At 36.2% G+C, this 23,835-nt stretch carries 9 protein-coding genes; 1 reads left to right on the top strand and 8 read right to left on the bottom strand.

The genetic code is table 11. The features are described from left to right. Window positions 1–223 precede the first annotated feature (223 nt). Complete coding sequence (locus CELAL_RS01600; protein ID WP_013549162.1) at window positions 224–1,309, top strand: hypothetical protein; 1,086 nt, start codon at window positions 224–226, stop codon at window positions 1,307–1,309. On the opposite strand, the gene CELAL_RS01595 is transcribed toward CELAL_RS01600, so the two are convergent. The 8 genes from CELAL_RS01595 to CELAL_RS01560 form a co-directional block, all read right to left on the bottom strand. Then, the gene (locus CELAL_RS01595; protein WP_013549161.1) at window positions 1,306–2,364 is read right to left on the bottom strand and encodes a nucleoid-associated protein; all 1,059 of its coding nucleotides are present in this window, start codon (window positions 2,362–2,364) and stop codon (window positions 1,306–1,308) included. The two genes, CELAL_RS01600 and CELAL_RS01595, sit on opposite strands and share 4 nt — an antisense overlap. A gap of 69 nt (window positions 2,365–2,433) precedes the next feature. Next, a complete protein-coding gene (locus tag CELAL_RS01590) occupies window positions 2,434–2,928 on the bottom strand; it encodes an IS1096 element passenger TnpR family protein (RefSeq protein ID WP_013549160.1) in 495 nt (164 codons plus the stop codon). Between the two features lie 27 nt (window positions 2,929–2,955). Beyond that, window positions 2,956–3,990, bottom strand: coding sequence for a COX15/CtaA family protein (locus CELAL_RS01585; RefSeq protein WP_013549159.1), 1,035 nt, complete (start codon window positions 3,988–3,990; stop codon window positions 2,956–2,958). Window positions 3,991–4,126: 136 nt separating this feature from the next. Beyond that, the gene (locus CELAL_RS01580; RefSeq protein WP_013549158.1) at window positions 4,127–6,070 is read right to left on the bottom strand and encodes an OmpA family protein; all 1,944 of its coding nucleotides are present in this window, start codon (window positions 6,068–6,070) and stop codon (window positions 4,127–4,129) included. A 10-nt stretch (window positions 6,071–6,080) separates the two neighbouring features. After that, window positions 6,081–7,013 (bottom strand): PorP/SprF family type IX secretion system membrane protein, encoded by a 933-nt coding sequence (locus CELAL_RS01575; RefSeq protein WP_013549157.1) that lies wholly within the window; start codon window positions 7,011–7,013, stop codon window positions 6,081–6,083. A gap of 26 nt (window positions 7,014–7,039) precedes the next feature. After that, window positions 7,040–21,202, bottom strand: a complete 14,163-nt coding sequence (locus tag CELAL_RS01570; RefSeq protein WP_013549156.1) for a T9SS type B sorting domain-containing protein — start codon at window positions 21,200–21,202, stop codon at window positions 7,040–7,042. Window positions 21,203–21,848: 646 nt separating this feature from the next. Further along, complete coding sequence (locus tag CELAL_RS01565; RefSeq protein ID WP_013549155.1) at window positions 21,849–23,270, bottom strand: CCA tRNA nucleotidyltransferase; 1,422 nt, start codon at window positions 23,268–23,270, stop codon at window positions 21,849–21,851. Window position 23,271: 1 nt separating this feature from the next. After that, window positions 23,272–23,832 carry an L-threonylcarbamoyladenylate synthase gene (locus CELAL_RS01560; protein ID WP_041557889.1) on the bottom strand — a complete coding sequence of 187 codons (561 nt, stop codon included), beginning with the start codon at window positions 23,830–23,832 and terminating at the stop codon, window positions 23,272–23,274. Window positions 23,833–23,835 lie beyond the last annotated feature (3 nt).

Here is a 23,835-nt window from a genome sequence, read left to right as displayed (position 1 = left end):
TTTTACCCTAAAAAAAATGAATTTTGGTCACTTAAAAAAAACTTTGTTGTGTACAACGATCCTCTTGTAGTGAAGTATTGAAAGGGTGTTGGCTTAATATTTTGTGTAAGAAAAGTTTTTTTTATGTAGGACAAAATTTTTATGACGCTATTTGCGCTTTTTATTCGTTTTTTTGAATATAAATAATAACTTTAGAAGAAATCAATATAATTAGCCAGCTTTTATGTCTGAAGAAAAGTTAATGTCGAAAAAGAAGCCTGCTTATCCTGTGAGCAAGAAACTAAATGCCTATTTGGAATTGTACAATCGAAATATTGAGATTCCTATTTTTTATGAGGATTTACTTCGTTTTTCGGGGTCCATTGTAGTGTATGATTCTAATGACGAAGATAGCCTTTGGGTGCGTGTGTATTATTCAGAATTTGAAAGACGAGAAATTGATGAAAGTCTAAAAAAAGTATATTCTATTTTATTAGCCGATGGAGGTGATCATATTTTTCAATATTTAAATATTGATGCAGTTGATTATTGTACGTTTGGTAACTCTAAACCCTTTAGAATAAAGGTGAGGAATATTTTAAATGATAATTTCACTTATTTTTATATAAAGAAAACGGATGCTTCTCGGATTTATGGTTTGGAGTTAGAGCATATGTTATCGCCTTATAATTTAAATTTTTTGGTCTATAAAAATACATTGATTGAAGAGCATATAGCAGGTATTCCTGGAGATGTTTTTATAAAAGAGATGCTTCCAAACTGTACTGAATCTGAAAAAGCACAATTGGCTAAAGAATTTGTAAAATTTAATGAGCGATGTATGATTCGCCTTTTAGGAGATATGCGTTCTTATAATTATGTAATAGTACCTACGCACGATTTTGATCATGTCGTGTATAAAATTAGAGCTATAGATTTTGATCAACAGTGTTATGAAGGGAAATTGAAGGTGTATCGTCCTCAATTTTTTAAAGAGAATTACCAAATGGTAGAATTGGTAAGGGCTAAACTACAATCTAAGTCTGTAGATCAATATAAATTAGAAGAACGTTCTATTGTAGCTAAAAGAATGAAAAGTTCAGGAAATAGAATAAAAAGATTGTTAAAGGCTTGTTTAGTAGATACTATTTCTACAAAAGAAAATACAGAGCGTTTAAAATCAGAAATTTATGAACTTACCTTAGATATGGATTTTAAAACATGCAAAAAAATGGGCGAAGTATTAAACCTCGCCCTAGATTTTGTGAAACGTAATTATGAAGATGTAAGCATGAAACAAATCATGGAACATAGAATTAACACTAATTAGCTTTTTTGTTCCTTATTAAAATACACTAGATAGTAATACATTTGCTTTTCTTCATCCCATCCTTTTTCAACAAATTTTTCTGCTGATTCTGGATTGATGAAGTCTAGTTTTATTTGAATATTGGTATCTAAATTAATAACATTCTTTATTTTTTTTCTAGCATCAGACACTGCTTTGTTGGCAATATCAAATGTAGAAACATCCTCTACGCTAAATTTAGGACCTTTTTCTGTCTTATAATTTTGAAATTCAGGAATCAAATCTGGATTTGCCATTACTTCATTCAAGAAATTGCTTTCCTCAAAAGAATCATTTTTAGCAAAATGATTCACTGCTCTGTTCATGAAAAGTACTTCTTGCTGTTTATCTTCCGCAGGCAAAACCACATCTTTTGCAAAGTTCTGACAAAATTTCAGATAGTTTTTAGTCTTAAAATTATCATCAGAAAGTGGTTCTACACCTAAAAATTCTTCTAGCCAATATTTAGTATCATACCTATTACTATCTACAGATAAGACTTTATACCCTTCTTCTTTTCCAGTATCGAAAATTAAACATCCTTTGTCTAATTTATTAATGTTAATACCTTGTTGAATAACAATATCTAAATTACTTCCCTTTTCTTCAAATTGAATAAAGTCATGCTTTAATTCACTTTTAAAGATACCAATGGCATCTACTTTTACATTATCTAAAAGTACACCACTTAGATGGGCAACATAAACCTCACCACTTTTAATGTGTGGGTGGTTAGATTGTTCATATAAGTATGAAGCAATTTTTTTCGAATTTGCATGAATACTATCTGGATCAGCAAAAATTTCAGAAGTAATTTTATACATCTCATTGAATTCTACGTCAACATCATTAGCAAAGTTGAAGTAGTTTTCTTCTTTTTCTCTAAAAGGTTTAAAGAAATATTCTTTTAATAGACCTGTAGTTTCATCATTTAAACTATGCGGTGTTTCTGATAAGAAAATAGCTTCGTTTTTATTTTTGTTACCCACACGATGAAGCGAGATACTTTCTATTTGAGTCGCGTATAAATTAATCATAGTTTATATAAAAGTAAATTAGTGTTTTTGCTTTTTAGTGTATTTACGGTAAATAAAAAAAGGATAGTCTTAATTCCAGTTTTCATCAAAATCTAAATCGTCATAATTGTCAAAAGTATCATCAAAATCAAAAGAGGGGTCAGCCTCAAATTTTTTTTCAGGAGGAGAATCTGGTAATTCACCAAAACTAAATAATATGTTAGGATAGGTTCTACCATCTTCTTTAGGAACAATATCTGCTAGCTCTACAAAGAAGGTCCACATACTTAAAAAATCATAGACATAGATAAGTTTAGGGGTGTCTTCTGTGATAATATCTTCTAGAAACGTTTCGTTCATTAAACGAATATCAGAACCATTTTCACTGATGTCATGTAAAGCAATCTCTTCATCTTGAATCCATTCTTCATCACAAGTATAGAAAGATGCCATTTCATTACCTAAAAACCCAAAAGCTTGGGTTATGGCATTATGAAAATCTTCTAGCGTGGTACTTGCCTCAATTTCAATGTCTCTAAAGATATCTTCCTTTGTATCTAAAATTATTCGAATCTTATAAATCATTATGTTGATTTTTTTAGGGGTACAAAGTTACAAAGAATTAGGGTTTGATTTAGTTTTTGAGGCCTCTAAAACCAAATAGAATTGCACGCCAAAAAGAATAGACGCTACAACCATGTGAAAGGTCTGACTGCCAAAAGGAAAATCTATATAATACATGGTTATTCCTGATACAATTTCTAACAATAATAATAATAATACCCATCTTATTTTTTCAAAGCCTACTCCAAACTTGTAAATTAGATATGCGATATATAGATTTAATAAAGCTACAAAAATGGAAAAAGTTCTATGGATGTAGAATTGAATATTGGGATTCAGTAGCCATTGATTTTTAGCGTTTTCTCCAAAAATATCTATTTGCAAGTCTACAAATTGCCGTACTTGAGTTCCTATTATAATTTGGATAAGGGTAGCTATTAAAGAAGCCCAAAGTAGTTTTAATAAGTTAGGATTTGCGTTCTGCTCTTTACCTGCTACAGCAGTTTTATAAATAATATAGATTAACATAGCTACAATTACAAGAGCCATGACCATATGTACGGTAATTTTAACAGGTTCTAATACAGAATAGACAACTGTAGCTCCTAACCATGCTTGAAACCCCATCCCGAAAACTACCAGCCAAGAGAGTATTGTTATAAGCTTACTTTTTTTCCAATATCCAAAAGAACAAATTGCAAGTATAAGGGTGCCAAAACCAGCTAGTGCTCCAAAAAGTCTATTAATATATTCAATCCAGGTATGCCAAACATTAAAAATAGCATAATCGTGTTTGGTGTAATTCTCCCAATTAGATGTATTGTAGGTTGCTGAGGTCGTAAAGTCTGATTTAGCAACTTTTAAAGCTTCACGGTGAATAATTACTTGACCCTTTTCAAAATCTTTATTTTCTTCCCATTTCAAAACAGATTCATCTGTAGGAGGTATGTAATATCCAAAACATTTAGGCCAATCAGGACATCCCATTCCACTCCCCGTCATGCGCACGACAGCTCCTGCTACGATCACCAAATACACCAATACTAAGGTTATTTGGGCTATTTTTCTAAAGTACTTTTGCATTCACTTTTTTATTTTACAAAATTACTACTCTTTGCTCAATTTATGAAGAAAGTTTGGGGATGTTTCAAGGGGTGTTAAAATAAAAAAGCGGAAATTCTCACACAGAGATTTTCCGCTTTTTTAGAGTAGGAGTTTGTTATTCTATAACAATAAACTCAGATCTTCTATTGAGTTGGTGTTTTTCAGCGCTACAGTTAACGGTGTTTTTACATTCGTTGTTTAATTGCGTCTCGCCAAATCCTTTGAATGTTAATCGGGAAGCAGCAATACCTTTCTTCACTAAGTACTCATAGGTAGCTTTGGCTCTTCGTTCAGAAAGCCTACTGTTATAGGCATCATTTGCTATAGCATCTGTATGAGAACCAATTCTTATTTTAGTATTTGGGTATTGGTTTAAATAAGCTATGACCTTTTCCATTATTATTTGTGCATCTTTTCTAATATAAGATTGATCAAAATCAAAATAGATTTTCTCTAAATTTAATTTTTTAGCAAGATCTGCTCCTAAATCTGCGGGAGCAAAATTAGAAATAAGAAAAATTTCAATATTATTGATTTCTAAGTTTGTTCCTATTTCAACTGCGGTAGTTGCTTCTGCGTAATTTTCTTTTAAGGTGATGATGGTATATGTTCCTTTTTCACAAGAGCTGTCTAGATCAAAGTTTCCTTCAGAATCAGAAATACCTTTTCCTATAATTTCACCGTTTGCATTGGTGATATTTAATATAGCATCAGCTATTATTTCTTTTGTTTTTTCATCTTTTACGATGCCTTTTAAATTTGAGTAACAGTTAAAGTCTAGGGCTTTTGATTCTGAAAAACTGTAAATATCATCACTACCTACACCATGTTCACGGTTAGAAGCAAAATAGCCTTTTTTAGTTGTGTCATTGATAATGTATGAAAAATCATCCTGCTCACTATTTAAAGGTTGCCCTAAGTTCTTTGCTTTCGTTCGTTCTAATTCGGCTAAATCAATTCCGAAAACATCTAAGCCTCCTAATCCAGGATGTCCGTCTGAGGCGAAATATAAAATAGCTGCATCAGAAATATTAGGAAACGTTTCTCTAGATTCTGTATTTACAGAGCTTCCTAAGTTGACTGGAGTTCCATAAGAGCCATCAGTATTAATAGTCACATAAAAAATATCAGAAGCCCCTATAGTTCCGGGTCTGTCCGAAGCAAAATACAATTTAGTTTCATCCGTACTTAATGCAGGGTGTGCCGTAGAATAGTCTTCTCCATTAAAAGGCAATGCAGTAATATCTGTCCATGCCCCGTCCTTTAAAGTTGCTTTGTACAATTTTAAATGGCTCACACCTTCTTCATCTCTAGAAAAGCTTCCATTTTTAAAATTATTTCGGGTAAAGTACATAGTCTGACCATCTTTAGTGAAAACAGGAGAAGATTCATGTGCTTTTTTATTCACTGTTTTAGAAAGCTTTGTAGGGGTTGTAAAATCATCATTCTCTGTTACCGTTGTTTTGTATAAGTTTAAGAATGATTTTCTGTTCCAAAGGTGAATTGTTTTGGTTACGGTTCCTGAATCTCTTGCAGAAGAAAATATTAATTCATTTTCATAGAAAGCAGGAGAGAAGTCAGATTCTTTAGAATTGATTGGTAAATTTTTAATGGTGTAGCGACCAGAATTTTCTTTGATAGCGGTTAGATAGTCTTTTTCGCTATTAAATTTTTGAGCACGGCCATCAGTAGCTTTTGCTTGGTCAAATTTTTCCATCCAGGCATCCGAGGCATCATATTCTTTCAAAGATTTTAAGGTTTGAGCATACCGGTACAGATACTCAGAATCAATCGTAGTATTTTCCAGTTCAAACAATTTTTGATACCAAGTTGATGCCTCTTTGTATTGAGCATTCATATAGTTTGCATCTCCAAGATTTTTATAGACTTCTTCAGAAGAATATCCTTCTTTGATTAAATCTTCATACGTACTAATAGCATCTGCATAATCAAAACTATTAAATTTAGATTGCGCTTTTTCCACTTGTTTTTCCTGTGCTTGCAAGCCAAAGCACGCAAAGGCAGTATAGAGAACAATATGTGATAAGTTAATTTTCATGTTAATAGTCTTAAAAGAATCTAGGTGTAATTACTTTTTTGTATCGCGTTAAGAATTCATAGCGTAAGAAGATTTCAAAAGACCCATCGTTAAAGCGGGTAGCCCCAAGATCTGTTGTTTCTTTATCGTACGCTAATCCTAGCATTAACTGTTCAGAGATTTGGAATCCTGCCAATAAACTCACTGCAGCATCCCAACGGTATGCAGCTCCTACAGAAAATTTATCATTAATGAGGAAGTTAGCCGAGACATCTATTTGTAAAGGCGCTCCTTTTACAGCTTTTACAAGACCTGCAGGTTTGAATTTTAGGTTGGGATTTAAATCAAATACATAACCTGTTATAAAGTAAATATTCAAACGCTCTTCTGCTAAGAAAGAGGAGCTATTGGTTCCTGCACTATCAAAATGTTCTGTTTGTAAAAAGTTAGGAAGAGATAGTCCAGAGTAAAACTTATCGGTATGGTAATATACCCCTGCTCCAAAATTAGGAGAGAATTTATTATCTACATTAGGCAAATTACTTTCTGCACCATAATTTCTAAGTTTAGAGAAATCGATGTTTAAGAAATGTCCTCCTGCTTTCAGTCCAAATGAAAGTTTACCTTCTTCAGAAGTAGGGATGGTATAGGAAAATGCGGCATCAAAATACGTATCTTGATTGGTGCCATTTCCTATTTCATCATTTACGATAGAAAGTCCTAAACCTATTCTTCTAGAAACAGGAGCATGTATATTTAGGGTTTGCGTAGTTGGCGCGCCATCAAGGCCCACCCATTGTGAGCGGTGTAAAGCAGCAATGCTCAGTACCCCTCGTGATCCTGCATAAGCAGGATTCACCGAGATGGTATTGTACATGTACTGTGTGTATTGTGCATCTTGCTGTGCAGAGAGAGTGGTGGTCCCTGCAAAGACAAAGAGTGCTATGATCAAATATTTTTTCATGTTTTATTCTTAATGATTAATGCTTATTATCGGTTAATGTATAAATATCCAGCTTTACTTAGGTTTTCATTGTCTTTAACGTATTTGATTACGTAAAAATAAACCCCTACTGGTAATTCAGAATCTGTACTGATAGTTACTCTACCATTAGAGATACCTCTAAATACGTTAGATTGATTATCATACCCGGCCATTTCATAGACTACCACTCCCCAACGGTTATAAATTTGAACCGTATTGTTCGGGAAAGACTCAATGTTTTCAATCCTAAAGAAATCATTTATACCATCATTATCAGGAGTTAGAATTTCATTGGTAACAGCAATACCAGAGTCTACCACTTCCGGTGTACAACCAGCTGCTAGGGTAGGGACCCCACCAATAGAATCACAAGGATCCAATGGATCAGTACCGTCTGTTATTTCTTGACCATCTAGAATGGTATCCCCATCAGTATCTGCTACATCTGGATCAGTACCTATCGCTAATTCTTGAGAAGTGGTTAGACCATCTTCATCACAATCAGAGATCAAATAATCGCCACCTTGTTCAACGGTAATACTGCCTTCATCATAATCGCAAGGATCTTCTGGGTTGGTATCATCGTCAAGCTCTTGCCCATTAAGAACACCATCACCGTCACAATCTGCAACTAGATAATCACCTGAGAAATCAAGCGTAATATTCTCTATTACGTAGTCACATGGGTCATTTTTATCTGTACCGTCTGCTTCTTCTTGCGTATCAAGAACACCGTCACCATCACTGTCACCTATTTCTCTAAAGTTTACTTCTGGTGTCGTTGCATCGTCGTCATTGTCAGTACCATCGGCACCTGTATCCAAATCGTTGTTTACATCGTTACCAGGAGTTCTGTCAAAGCCGTTATCTAGACCATCATTATCAGAATCAACACCTGTAAAAGTACCTTCATCTGTTTCATCAATATCTAGCACACCGTCATCTTCAGAATCAAGGTCTAAGTAATCTGGAGTTCCGTCACCGTCCGTATCTTCCGGCACCAATCCGCCTGGGTAGTTCGTATCCAATCCGCTTGCATCAAAAGCATCGGCAGGAACAACATACGCTAAGGTAGGCTGCGCTTCTACGTTATCTGGAATACCGTCATCATCAGCATCAATATCTAAGAAGTTAGCTTCACCTGTACCATCTGTATTTGGTGGTACTGTTCCTTCTGAACTATCTGCTTGACCATCATTGTTTGCATCTGCAAAACCAGTATCATTAGCATCAATAACACCATCTCCATTTGTATCAAGTGCACCGTTACCTGCTTCCACTACATCTACGATACCATCATTATCGGCATCAATATCAAAGTGGTTAGGAATACCATCACCGTCAAAATCAAATGCTGGTTCAGATGTTCCGTTTACATTACCAATTAATGGATCGTTAGGATCATCATCGGAATGGTTTGGAACACCATCATTGTCATCATCTGCACTTGGGTCGATTCCGTTAGCTTCATCTAAATCAGAAATACCATCATTATCGTCATCAAGATCAATAGTATCAGGAATACCATCTTCGTCGCTATCTAACATTGATCTAAAGTCAACCTCAGCTACATCTGTATCATCTTCGTTATCAGTAGCAATTGCTCCTGTATTTAAATCATTGTTTACAATAATACCTGGGGTATCATCAAAAGCATCGTTAAGACCATCTGCGTCAGCATCTGCTAAAGGATTAGTCATAATTCCTTGACCAGCTTCTAGCATATCTGAAATACCATCATCTTCTGAATCTAAGTCTAAGTAATCAGGAATTAAATCTGTATCCGTATCCTCAGGTCTTAATCCGTTAGGGTAGTTTGTATCTACACCGTTAACATCAAAAGTATTTGCAGGAACAATATACCCAGCAGTTGTTTGTGCTTCTACATTATCAGGAATACCATCATCATCGGCATCGATATCTAAGAAATCTGCATTACCTGTAGTATCTGTATTGATAGGTGAAGTAGTTTCTGAACTATCAGCCTGACCATCGTTATCATTATCTTCAAAACCAGTATCAAGACCATCAATAACACCGTCATTATTCGTATCTAAAGCATCATTACCAGCTTCGTACACATCATAGATTCCATCATTATCGGCATCAATATCAAAGTGGTTAGGAATACCATCACCGTCAAAATCAAATGCTGGTTCAGTTGTTCCGTTTACATTACCAATTAATGGATCGTTAGGATCATCATCAGAATGGTTTGGAACGCCATCGTTATCATCATCTGCACTTGGGTCGATTCCGTTAGCTTCATCTACATCTGAGATGCCATCGTTATCGTCATCAAGGTCTATATAATCAGGAATACCATCTTTATCAAAGTCTAGGATATCTCTAAAATCTACCTGAGTTAAATCAGCATCATCTTCGTTATCCGTAGCAATTGCACCAGTATTCAAATCATTGTTTACATCGTTACCCGGTGTATCGTCATAAGCATCGTTTAGACCATCTCCGTCAGCATCTGCTAATGGATCTGTCATAGTACCTTGACCTGCTTCTAAAGCATCACTTACACCATCTGCATCTGAGTCAGTATCGATATAATCTGGAATACCATCCATATCGGTATCTTCTGGCTCAATTCCGCCTGGGTAATTGGTATCTAATCCGGTTGCATCAAAAGCATCTGCTGGTACGGTATACGTATCAGTAGGTTGTGCCTCTACATTATCTGGAATACCATCATCATCTGCATCAATATCTAAGAAGTTAGCTTCACCTGTACCATCGGTATTTGGTGGAGTCGTTCCTTCTGAATCATCAGCCTGACCGTTATCATCAGTATCAGCAAAACCGGTATCAAGACCATCAATAACACCATCATTATTTGTATCAAGGTCACCGTTACCAGCTTCCACAACATCTACGATACCATCATTATCAGCATCAATATCAAAGTGATTTGGAATACCATCACCGTCAAAATCGAACGCTGGTTCAGTTGTTCCGTTTACATCACCAACAAGTGGATCAGCAGGATCATCATCAGAATGGTTTGGAACACCATCGTTATCATCATCTGCACTTGGGTCGATTCCGTTAGCCTCATCTAAATCAGAGATGCCATCGTTATCGTCATCAAGATCTACTGTATCAGGGATACCGTCACCATCAAAATCAAGTACTGATCTAAAATCTACCTCAGCCACATCTGTATCATCTTCGTTATCTGTTGCAATTGCTCCAGTATCCAAATCATTATTAACATCGTTACCTAAGGTATCATCGAAAGCATCGTTTAATCCGTCTGCATCAGCATCGGCTAAAGGATCTACTAGAGTTCCTTGTCCAGCTTCTAAGACATCACTTATACCATCGTTATCAGAATCATCGTCCAAATAATCTGGAGTTAAATCTGTATCTGTATCCTCAGGTCTTAATCCGTTAGGGTAGTTTGTATCTACACCGTTCACATCAAAAGTATTTGCAGGAACCACATAACCAGTTGTTGGCTGCGCTTCTACGTTATCTGGAATACCATCGTCGTCTGCATCAATATCTAAGAAATCTGCATTACCTGTCGTATCTGTATTGATAGGCGAAGTAGTTTCTGAACTATCTGCCTGACCATCGTTATCATTATCTTCAAAACCAGTATCAAGACCATCAATAACACCATCATTATTAGTATCTAAAACATCATTACCAGCTTCGTACACATCAAAGATTCCGTCATTATCAGCATCAATATCAAAATGATTTGGAATACCGTCACCGTCAAAATCAAAAGCTGGTTCCGTTGTTCCGTTTACATCACCAACAAGTGGATCAGCAGGATCATCATCGGAATGGTTTGGAACACCATCGTTATCATCATCTGCACTTGGATCGATTCCGTTAGCCTCATCTAAATCTGAAATACCATCGTTATCATCATCAAGATCTACCGTATCAGGAATACCATCTTGATCGAAATCAAGTACTGATCTAAAATCTACCTCAGCCACATCTGTATCATCTTCGTTATCTGTTGCAATTGCACCAGTATCCAAATCATTGTTTACATCTGTACCTAGGGTATCATCGAAAGCATCGTTCAATCCATCTGCATCAGCATCGGCTAAAGGATCTACAAGAGTACCTTGTCCAGCTTCCAGCATATCTGAAATACCATCGTTATCAGAATCATCGTCCAAATAATCTGGAGTTAAATCTGTATCTGTATCCTCAGGTCTTAATCCGTTAGGGTAGTTTGTATCTACACCGTTAACATCAAAAGTATTTGCAGGAACCACATAACCAGTTGTTGGTTGTGCCTCTACGTTATCTGGAATACCATCATCATCGGCATCAATATCTAAGAAATCTGCATTACCTGTCATATCTGTATTGATAGGCGAAGTAGTTTCTGAACTATCTGCCTGACCATCATTATCATTATCTTCAAAACCAGTATCAAGACCATCAATAACACCATCATTATTCGTATCTAAAGCATCGTTACCAGCTTCGTATACATCATAGATTCCGTCATTATCAGCATCGATATCAAAGTGATTAGGAATACCGTCACCGTCAAAATCAAATGCTGGTTCTGTTGTTCCGTTTACATCACCAACAAGTGGATCAGCAGGATCATCATCTAAATAATTTACGATTCCATCGCCATCATCATCAGCACTTGGGTCAACTCCATTGGCTTCATCTACATCTGAGATACCATCGTTATCGTCATCTAAATCAACAATATCCATAATACCATCTTGGTCAAAATCTAATATAGATCTAAAATCAACCTCAGCAGTATCAACATCATCCACATTATCGGTTGCTATTGCACCTGTATCTAAATCATTATTGACATCGTTACCTGGTGTATCATCAAAAGCATCATTTAATCCGTCACCGTCAGCATCAGCCAATGGATCTGTAATTGCACCTTGACCCGCTTCCACTGCATCTGGCGTACCATCATCGTCAGAATCAGTATCCAAATAATCAGGAGTAAGATCTGTATCTGTATACTCAGGTCTTAATCCGTTAGGGTAGTTAGTATCTACACCATTGAAATCAAAAGCATCTGCAGGAACAACATAACCTGTAGTAGGTTGTGCTTCTACGTTATCTGGAATACCATCGTCATCTGCATCAATATCCAAGAAATCTGCATTACCTGTCGTATCAGTATTGATAGGTGAAGTAGTTTCAGAGCTATCAGCCTGACCATCGTTATCATTATCTTCAAAATTGTCATCAACACCATCGATAACACCATCATTATTAGTATCTAAAGCATCATTGCCAGCTTCATATACATCAAAGATTCCGTCATTATCAGCATCAATATCAAAGTGATTTGGAATACCATCACCATCAAAGTCGAATGCTGGCTCAACAATTCCGTTTACATCACCAACTAATGGATCAGCAGGAGCATCATCGAAATAATTTACGATTCCATCGCCATCATCATCAGCACTTGGGTCAACTCCGTTGGCTTCATCTAAATCTGAAATACCATCATTGTCATCATCCAAATCAACGATATCCATAATACCATCTTGGTCGCGATCTAATATAGATCTGAAATCAACCTCAGCGGTATCTAAATCATCTTCGTTGTCTGTTGCAATTGCACCAGTATCTAAATCATTGTTTACATCTGTACCCGGTGTATCATCAAAAGCATCATTTAATCCGTCACCGTCTGCATCAGCTAAAGGATCAGTTAATGTTCCTTGACCAGCTTCAATAACATCTGGCGTACCGTCATCATCAGAATCTGGATCCAAGTAATCAGGAATTAAATCATTATCCGTATCTGCAGGTGTAATTCCACCTGGATATTGAGTATCTAAACCTTCAGCGTCAAAAGCATCATCTGGAGCATCATAAGCTGCCGTAGTTTGTGCTTCTACATTATCTGGAATACCATCATCATCTGCATCAATATCAACATAGTTTGCACCACCTGTTGTATCTGTATTTAATGGGGCTGTACCTTCTGTAGCATCAGCTTGACCATTATCATTTGCATCTAAGAATACATCATCAGTACTGTCAATAGCACCATCGTTATTGGTATCTAAAGGACCTGTTCCATTTTCAACTAGATCAAGAACACCATCATTATCAGCATCTATATCTAAGTGGTTAGGATTAGCATCACCATCAAAATTATCGATTGGTAAAGCGGTACCAGGACCATCTGTAGCCGTAGGACTTGTATTATCATCTGTATCTACGATATCTGAAAGTCCGTCACCATCTGCATCATCAATAGTTCCTGTTCCAATAACACCATCGTTATCTGGGTCTGAACCACCAGCTTCAGTTACATCTGGAATACCATCATTATCAGAATCTGTATCTATTCTATCATCAAATCCGTCATCATCTGTATCAGGACTTTCTAAAGGCGTACCAGGAGTAGTTGCATCTGCAGGGTCAACACTATCAGCCAAACCATCACGGTCTGTATCTGTAGCGAAAGTATCTATAACACCATCGTTGTCTGCATCTGGACCACCAGCTTCTGTTACATCTGGAATACCATCATTGTCTGAATCTAAATCTATTCTATCTTCAATACCGTCACCATCAGAATCTTCATCTGGTAAAGGAGTATCTGCAATTTCATCTGCAAGACCATCATTATTGATATCTGTCATAGAAGTTGGGTCACCCGCAATTGGGTAGTCTATATGACCATCACCATCTGTATCTGTACCACCAGCTTCTATAGAATCTGGAATACCATCATTATCAGAATCCAAGTCAATACTATCTGGAATACCATCACCGTCTGTATCAATACATAAAGAAGAAAATAAACCTACTCCCATTCCTGTTTTTCCACCAGGTAACTGAGAAATGTTAAAGGTAATTTGGGTAGTGTTTTTAGAAACAAAAAGGATAACAGGTGCATCAGCTATTGTAGTATTATTGGCTGCTACATTAATGTTTTTAGTACCTAATCCAGTTATTGTTGCAAAATTAATATTTTTACTATCTATAATTTCAAAAGCATTTCCGTTTGTACTTGTGGAGTAATTTTCTCCGCTAACACTTGCTTCGGCATCAAAAAAGAAAACATCAATAGGTTTATCAAAATCGTATGTTAAGGTATAACTACCTCCAGAATTTACTCCTCTAAACCCATCATCATTAGGATTACTTTTAATATCTAAAAAAGTCCCAGCAGGTCTTACTGCAGAAGTATTTATAGATTCTATAGGATTACCGGAATGAGTTATAGTAGCTATTACTGTACCAAAAGGAGTAGTTAAACTTGAGGTAGTAGAGTTTCCATTTAAAGTTACTGTAGGTGTAAAAGAAAATATTTGTAGTAAATTAGCATAAGGTGTTACTGTTTTTCCAGAAGGGTTCACAGAAGCGCATTCAACACTATCTAAGATTCCATCATTATCATCATCAATATCAACAGTATCCATAATACCATCATTATCTGAATCTAATATCGATCTAAAATCAACCTCAGCAGTATCTAAATCATCTACATTATCTGTTGCAATTGCACCAGTATCTAAATCATTATTTACATCGTTACCAGGAGTATCATCAAAAGCATCATTCAAGCCATCATTATCAGCATCGGCTAAAGGATCTGTGATGGTATCTTGACCAGCTTCTACAACATCATCAATACCATCATTATCAGAATCTGAATCTAAATAATCTGGAATTAAATCACCATCTGTACTTACAGGAGTTAAACCAACAGGATAGTTAGTATCTAATCCGTTAGCAGCTTCAGCATCTGCAGGAGCAATATACCCAGCAGTTGGTTGTGCTTCTACGTTATCTGGAATACCATCATCATCAGCATCGATATCTAAATAGTTTACACCACCTGTACCATCTGTATTTGGTATTGGAAGTGGAGATAAAGCCGTAGCATCATCCCAACCATCTGTTGTAGCGGTATCATCAAAACCATCTACTAGACCATCACCATTAACATCAAGACCACCAGCTTCTGTAGTATCTGTAATACCATCATTATCTGAATCTATATCTAAATGATTTGGAACACTATCACTATCAAAATTATCAATTGGTAATGGAGTACCTGTACCATCTGCAAAGTCAGTTGTCGTATTATCATCTGGATCTACTAGATCTGAAAGTCCGTCTCCGTCTGTATCATCTATTGGACCAGCACCGATTCTACCATCGTTATCTGGATCAGAACCACCAGCTTCAATAACATCTGGAATACCATCATTTTCAGAATCTAAATCTATTCTATCATCTAAACCATCATTATCCGTATCTGGATTTGGAATTGGCGTACCTGGAGTAGCAGGACCCACTGGATCTACACTATCTGCTAGTCCGTCATTATCGGTATCGGTCATGAACGTATCAATGATACCATCACCGTCACCGTCCATACCACCAGCTTCGGTAGTATCTGTAATTCCGTCATTATCAGAATCTAAATCTAATCGGTCTAGAATACCGTCGTTATCAGAATCTTCATCTGGTAAAGGAGTAGTATCTACGCTATCGGCAACACCGTTACCATCAGCATCAACAAAACCATCTACGGCACCATCGCCATCAATATCTTCGCCACCAGCTTCTAAAGTATCTGTGATACCATCGTTGTCTGCATCTAAATCTAAGTAATCTGGATTACCGTCACCATCAGTATCAATTGGATCAATACCATCTGTATCTGACCCTACTGCAGGAATACCTGTTAATGGATCAATAGTACCCGGGGTATTAAAGCCACTTGTAGTCTGTGCTTCAACCGTATCTAAAATACCATCATTATCACTATCTAAATCGTAAGCATTAAGTATACCGTCGCCATCAAAATCTCCACTATCATCAGTAGTACCATCTCCATCTGTATCAAAAACATTTGAAGTTGAGTTTACCTGTACACAACCATTTTGTGGAGTACAAGGTGCACTACCTTCTGGTCCGTCTGTAGTATCATTATCAACTACATCTGCAAGACCATCTTTATCTATATCTGTAATAATATCTATAACACCATTGCCATCTGCATCTATATTACCTGAGCCTGCCTCAACAAGGTCAGTAATACCGTCATTGTCAGAATCTAGGTCTAATTGATTTGGAACACCATCGCCATCTGTATCAAAATTGATACATATACCGTTCGCATTTAATCCGCCACAAGTTAGGAAATCTGTGTCATAGTAGTTTGGAGTACCGTCGCCATCTAAATCATCATCTGGATCAGGTAAGCCCATTGTTGCACAATCCCATCCATTAATACCATCAAAGGTTGCAGCACAGAAATCTGGATCTTCATAATCTAAAGTTCCGTCACCATCTGCATCGCCATTATAAACTTCAATAACATCTGGTATACCATCATTATCATCATCTAAATCTAATGGCGCACCCGAAGCTACAGAAACAGGAATTAAGATAGCCTCGCACTGACAGTTGGTACTTGAAGGTAAAAACTCTACTATAAAATTAGTACCTGTACAAGCGGCACCGGCAGTAGTGAATATTATTTCATCTGTAATTGTAGACGAATTAGGAATTACATCGGCTATGGTACCTGTTGCGATAGCAGCGCCATCGATATCACCATTAACATCTGCACAGTATACGCTATACGCATAACCAGCATCTGCATCTACAAGAGCTGTATTTTCAATATCTAGAGCTAAATGATATTCATAATTATTACCAGTATCTACAGAAAAGAAACTTTCATTTGCCGTTCCAACTAAAATTGGCTTTTCTAAAGGCATTATTTCATAAGAAGAACCTGTAGCAACTTGAAAATCAGGGCAATTATTTGTAGAACTGGGTGTAGCACAAGTAACGCCAGTAACGCTTACATAGTTTACAATCTGTACTTCTGCTTCATCATCACAAATACCATCGTTGGTAGTGATAAAATCAAAGTTAAAAGTTATCGTAGACCCTCCAGAAATACCTGGTGGATAGTTCAATATTAATTCTTGATGGTCTCCGACAGTTGCTATGCTATTGAATGTAGCTCCATCTGCACTTGCAAAGGTGGCATCAACATATTCTAGACCAGATCTTAGTATTATTTTTCCAAAATCTGAGCTACCTGTGGTACCGTCCGTAATTGTAGTAACTACATTGATATTATCTGTTACCCCGCAGCCTTGGATAGGCGAACCAGGTAAGTAAATATTGCTTATTGCATTATAAGGAGTTACGGCGCCATTTGCCTGAATAGCATTAGAAACTATTCTAGAACCATTACCAGCCGCAATATCACCGCACGGCTCTTCACCGAATACCTTAAAGGTGAATTTAGAATTGGAAATAAATTCACACTCCAATTGAATTTCAAAATCAACATGTGCCGTTCTTTCATTTATAGAGTTGACTGCAGGATTACCCTTTATGCCATTTAAAGCAAGTATACCTGTATGTTCCAATAGATTTACTTTGGCTATACCGTTTTCTATAGTAACTGTTACCGCCTGAGTGTCAGTTGCAATAGTAGACCCTTTAGGATAAGTAACATTTGTAGTTACTATAGTAATACCACCAGCTCCTCCAGGAATGGCAAACTGTAGTGAAGGATTTATTAAATCTGCCAGTTGTGCACTAATAACATCAACTCCTATATCAAACGGAGTACATAAATCTTGTGACATACTAGGTTGATTCGTAATAGCTACCTGTACTTGTGAACCTTTAGGCTCTAATGTTATAGAAGTAGAATTTTGATAACATGTTGCTCCCACTCCTTGAAAGTCAGAAGTATCTATACTTGTATTTGGATAGCCAGGGTAGCCTGAACAATCCCAGCCATGCTCAACAAGAACAGTTAGATCTTGACAATCATCAAAGTCTGCCTTGAAACGTATAGATTTTGTTGCACCCGAAGCAACGGAACCAGCTTCGATCCAAGTTTTATCTCCAGATTGATAGAAGTTAACTGGTGTTTCAGCACCCGCATTGACAGAAAATGCACTAGTAATATTTATACCCACTGGTGAAGTAACCTGTAACCAGTTATAATCTACAGCATCTGGACTAGTATTGCTTATGTTGGTATCAAAATATACTGTATACGCATCACCATTAACTGTTGGTAAAGGAGATTGTATAATAAAAGTAGGTTGGGTATAATTAAAAGTATTTGTATTTGTAAAGCTAGAACTTACTGGAGTTGCATACGCAAAATCGTCATAATTTATGGTATAGTCATATCGAGCTGATGCAGGAGATTCACAAGTGCCTATAAATTCTACATAGAATCTTGGTTGCGTTAATGCTGTTTGATCCTTATTTTTAAAATTAGGTCCTGGCGTAATAATTACCTGGCCATTACTTTCTGTAGCTATAAAATCTGTACTAGTCGTTGAATAAGCTCCTTGAAATTGTGCGGATGTAACATTACCAGTAAATCTAGCCCCTTCAGGAATGTCTACTACTGTAGATGTCCAATTGGTAAGAGGTCTGTATTCATCTGTATGCATATCACTAGGTGCCATATTATGTTGGAAGTATAGCCATCCATTAGAAGGAGTACAACCGCTGGTAGCTCTTGTTTGGTTACTACCATAAATTCTAGGGCGTGAATAATAAGCCCTATCTCCCCAAGTGTCACAGCCAACTCTATTGAGCGCAGTATTTGACGGGTAATCTGTGAAAGCGAAAAATTCGCCTCTTAAATTGGTTAGTTCAAAATAATCAATGTCTTTAAAATCTTTACTAAACTCAAAAGTCAATTCAACTTCTACAATATCTCTATTTGTAGCATCCCCTTCATATAAATAAGCAGCACTTATTACATCTCTTTCATCGCTTAAATCAAAACTGAGCATATGCTCCGTAGTACCGTTGGTTGTTAAAACTGGAGCCGTAGTAATTGCACGCGAATCTGATGTGCCAGCACTATTATCAATGATGGTAATTTTCGAATCTACTAATGTTATGATTCCTGATCCACCTGCTGCTGCGCTAAAAGTATCATAGGTCAAATCGAAATATAGATTATCTAAAGAAATACTGTTGATAGAAGCTGTAGTCGTAATCTTCATTTGATCACCTGCTAAATATTTCTTGATACCATCTGTATTGTCATCTAAAATAACTTTAGTGGTCATGGTATCATCTGTCCAACCAGCGGTAAGTCTTCTGGCCGTAAAGCCTTCAATTGCAGGACCAACACAACCACCTGGGCAATGCGTGTATATGTTTACTGTACCACAATGAATATCTTGAGACCAACAAACATTACCACCACTTGTTGCCGTATAGTTTGTAGTATAAGGAATAGCTTGCACCCCATTTGGACCGCAGGTAAAGGTTAAAGGGAATTCTACCCATTCTTTATATTCAGGACCACTAATATCTGTAGTTGTATATGTAATTTGGTTTCCAGATTGTGTAAAACCAGTTGGTACTGAACCTTGCAAAGCCATTCCCGTAGGTACTGTAATCGTTACGCTCCATGTAGAGTTATTGCCAGTAGAAAATAAAGGTTGACCACCAATAAGTGGGGTTCCATTTCCATTTGCTTGGATTGAAGGTGCAATTCTTATTACGAAATCTTCATTGTTAACAATATCGGTAGGAGCTTCAACTTCAGTTACACTTCTGTAATCTCTAATAATATTAAAGTAATTAAGATCTATACGTTCTGGTAATCTATCACTTTTACATTGATCTTTGAAATAAGCATCAAAGTAGGTATGTTCCCATTCCATGTAATTGTAAGTTCCTGTTCCACAATTGTCTTTAGGAGCAATAGCAAAGTCAAAAGAGAGCTGCGTAGAAGCACCAGGAGGCAAATCATCATAAAAGCCGTCGTTATCCAAATCATCAAAGCCACCAGGTCCGTCGGGATCAGAGCTGAAAAAATTTGGAGGAATAGATATCGTATTACCAGAACCTCTAGTCGGAAAGCTTGTACTTGCTCTATTATCCGGGTTAAAAGTTGGATTAGTACCAAATCTAAAATTAGAAACACTTCTTGTTCCATGGTAGTCAAAGTCCCATAGAGTATTACTTGCAGCTGTTGAAATTGGTGTGGTGTTAGCTCCTAAACCTAAATTTATTCCAACGTCTAGGGCCATAGACCCTGCTGTTAATTTTGTGTTTTCTATTTGTACGGTATAGGTTACTGCCTGACATAAATCTGGCGTAGTTGTACCTATTTTTGTTATAGCTATTTCCGGAACATTAGCTCCAAAGTTTACAGAACCTGTTTGGCTTTCAGCTGCTTGGCAAGTTTCGCCAGGGCTACAGCCCCAATACGTATTATGAACAATAGCGGTATCTAAACAGTCATCTACCCTAAAAGATTCCTGGAAAATAATTACTTCGCCATTATCAAAACAATTATCACCGTTACCCACATTACCATTAAATACAGGATTTAAAGTAGTATTTAAGAAAGCGGCATTTAAGTCAATTATATATGTCCAAATTTGACCTACTTTAGATTCAGGAGTTAAAAGAATTGGGTTTGACGGACTTTCTAAATAATATAGTTCATAAACGTCATCTACATCTTCACCGATATCTACATAATAGGTGAATTTTTCTGTACACCCATTACCCCCTTGCGCTAAAGTAATATCTCTTGTATACGTATCCCCTACGTTAGCATTGACGGTAGGTATGGCAGAAATATTTAGTGAAGCGGCCAATAATGGATATGAAGATAAAGTTACTTCCGTATCAGAATCTGAATTGGCTCCATTAATGTCTTGAAAGTTAATGGTATGAGCATCTTTGAACAGTCCACCTGAATTAGAATGCGCTACCGCATCACAATTTGCACTACGTTCAAAAGTAAAAGTCACTTCGTCCCCATTATCCCATGTAGCATCACTATCTCGTAAAATAGTGAAAATTGGGTCAGAGGGTGTGCCTCCTTCTCCAATAGTATATATTTTCGTTGCCGAAGTAATTGGATTTCCAAATGAATCTGTTTGCGAAGTTATACTTGCTGTCCCTGCCACATATTCTACACCAGGCGGAAGATCAAAAGTAATACTAAAGTCATGACACGTAGGGTTATTACCTCTTATGAAAACTTCTTCAAGAGAATTGTTGACGCCTCCACAGGTAGCCAAATTTTCAGGTGTCAAGTTAACCGTGTATCGGTTACTATTGATTTGTGCGTTACTATTTATTGAAAAAAATAACAAAGCAGCAATAGGCAATAAAAAGGTTTTTAATGCTTTTTTCATGGAATACTGTTTAATGTTTTCCTGACTTGGGAAGGAAAAATGTTTTGGTTTATAGTTATTTACTTTATAAATTGTAGGAAATTTACTAAAATAAAAAGGTAAGTACCAAATATAATTATGAAGAAACTGTTAAATGAATTTATGTTGGCTGATTGTAGTGAAGTGTATGTGAAATACAAATAAGTGTAGGTGAACGGTTATTAAATTAGTGCCATATTACAATAAATGAAAAATTCCCAGGTAGTTGTGAACTTGTTATTTGGTCGATGCTGTCCCTATTTCACTGTCTTTTTGAAGTACACATTGATAAGCTATATCGTTTTATTTCGCCTTCAAGAAATATTTATTTTATAATTCTGATTTCTTTAGACGGGTTTATATAAAACGGCTCCGTTATTTCTTTACCACTAATAAGTGGCTGAAAATTTCTTACATGATTACGTTTTTCTACTGCAACATTTTTTTGTCTTACAACTTTGTAGCTATTTTGGCAGCGTTTTTGCTTTATAGAATTTGTGGTGTTGCTATTAGCTTCATATGCGTTTATTGAAGACTCTATGTTATCACCGCAATAAAAAAAAATGTATAAAATAAATGGAGCTAAGATTTCTGTTTAGTCTCTTAAAAAAAAAGGAAGTAAAGCGTGTTACTTTGTAAGACCAATTTTTTCACCCTTTTTAAGCATAAATTGGTAAGCCGCATCATACTCGTTAGGGATTTCACCTTCAAGGATTGCTTCTTTGATTGCTTCCTTAATAATGCCTATTTCTTTAGAAGGTTTTAGGTTGAAGGTTTCCATTATTTGTTCGCCACTAATAGGAGGTTGAAAATTACGCACATGATCACGTTCTTCTACTTCAACTATTTTTTGGCGGACCAATTTGAAATTATTTTGATAGCGTTTTTGTTTTTTAGGATTTTTGGTGGTGATGTCTGCTTCACATAAAGTCATTAAATCTTCTATATTCTCACCTGCATCAAAAATTAACCGACGTACGGCAGAGTCTGTTGCAAAATCTTCCGATAAGATAATAGGTCTAGAACTCAATAAAACCATTTTTTGAACGAATTTCATTTTATCATTCAAAGGCATGCGTAATCTTTTAAATAACTTATAGACCATCTTAGAGCCTATAAATTCATGGCTATGGAAGGTCCACCCAATTTTTTTATCAAAACGTTTCGTAGGAGCTTTTCCAATATCATGGAGTAGGGCAGCCCAACGTAGCCATACATTATCTGTATTTAGGGCAATATTATCTACAACCTCTAAGGTATGCCAAAAATTATCTTTGTGGCGTTGCCCTTCTATTTCTTCAATACCCTGTAAGGCGGTAAGTTCAGGAAGAATATAGCCTAATAATTCTGTTTTATGAAGTAAAGAAAACCCTAACGAAGGTATTTTACTCGCTAATATTTTATGTAGTTCGTCTACTATACGTTCCTTAGAAATTATTTTTATTCGGTCTTTATGTTCTGTTATAGCGTTTAAAGATATGTCTTCAATTTTAAAATCTAGTTGCGTAGCGAATCGGATGGCACGCATCATTCGCAAAGGATCATCAGAGTAGGTAATCCCAGGTGCTAATGGTGTTTTTATTATTTTATCTTCTAGATCTTGAATACCATTAAAAGGATCTAATAGTGTGCCGTAAGTAGGCTCATTTAAAGAAATTGCCAATGCATTGATGGTGAAATCTCTTCTTTTTTGATCGTCTTCAAGAGAACCGTCTTCTACGACCGGTTTTCTACTATCTTCATGATAGCTCTCTTTTCTGGCACCCACAAATTCTAATTCAATATCTTCATATTTAATCATGGCAGTACCAAAATTCTTAAAAACAGAAACTTCTGGTTTGCCTTTAAGTTTACTAGCTACTTTTTTAGCTAATTCTATACCGCTACCAATGGCTACAATATCAATATCTTTTGCGGTACCTCTTGCTAATAGATAGTCACGTACAAAACCACCAATAACGTAGCAGTCTAGGTTTAATTCTTTAGCTGCAGTAGAAATTATCTTGAAAATCGGATTTAGTAGAGCTTGCTCGTGATTTGTATGCGTCATGCTATTCTCGGATTATTTTTACAACTCCATCATTCCCGAGTTTAATTATAGATGAAGGTGTTCCTGAATTTTGATCTTGGTGCAAATTTACCACATAGTCTACACCTTTTAAAATTGCAATGGAAATTTCTTGAAAAGTTTGAGGTGTAGTTTCTCCAGCAATATTTGCAGAAGTAGAAACTATAGGTTTTTTAAAATTACTAATTAAGTATTGGCAAAATTTATCTGACGCTACTCGAATAGCTAAGGTATTATCTTCTGCGACTAAATTTTTTGCTACACCTTTTGGGTTGTCATAAACAATTGTAGTGGGTTTTGTGGCTAAATCTATGATGTCATAAGCTACCTCTGGTACTGCGCTTACATGCTTTTCTAACATGAAATCATTAGCAACCAAACAAATCATTGTCTTGGTATTCTCACGCTTTTTTAATGCGTATATTTTAGCAACAGCTTCCTCATTAGTAGCATCACAACCAATACCCCAAACAGTGTCTGTTGGGTATAGAATTAAACCGCCTTTAGAAAGAATTTCGATGCATTTATTTATTTCTTCCTGCATGAT

It is taken from the genome of Cellulophaga algicola DSM 14237 (assembly GCF_000186265.1).
In the GTDB taxonomy this organism is placed as follows: Bacteria; Bacteroidota; Bacteroidia; order Flavobacteriales; family Flavobacteriaceae; genus Cellulophaga; species Cellulophaga algicola.
This window is presented reverse-complemented; position numbering and strand designations above follow the sequence as displayed.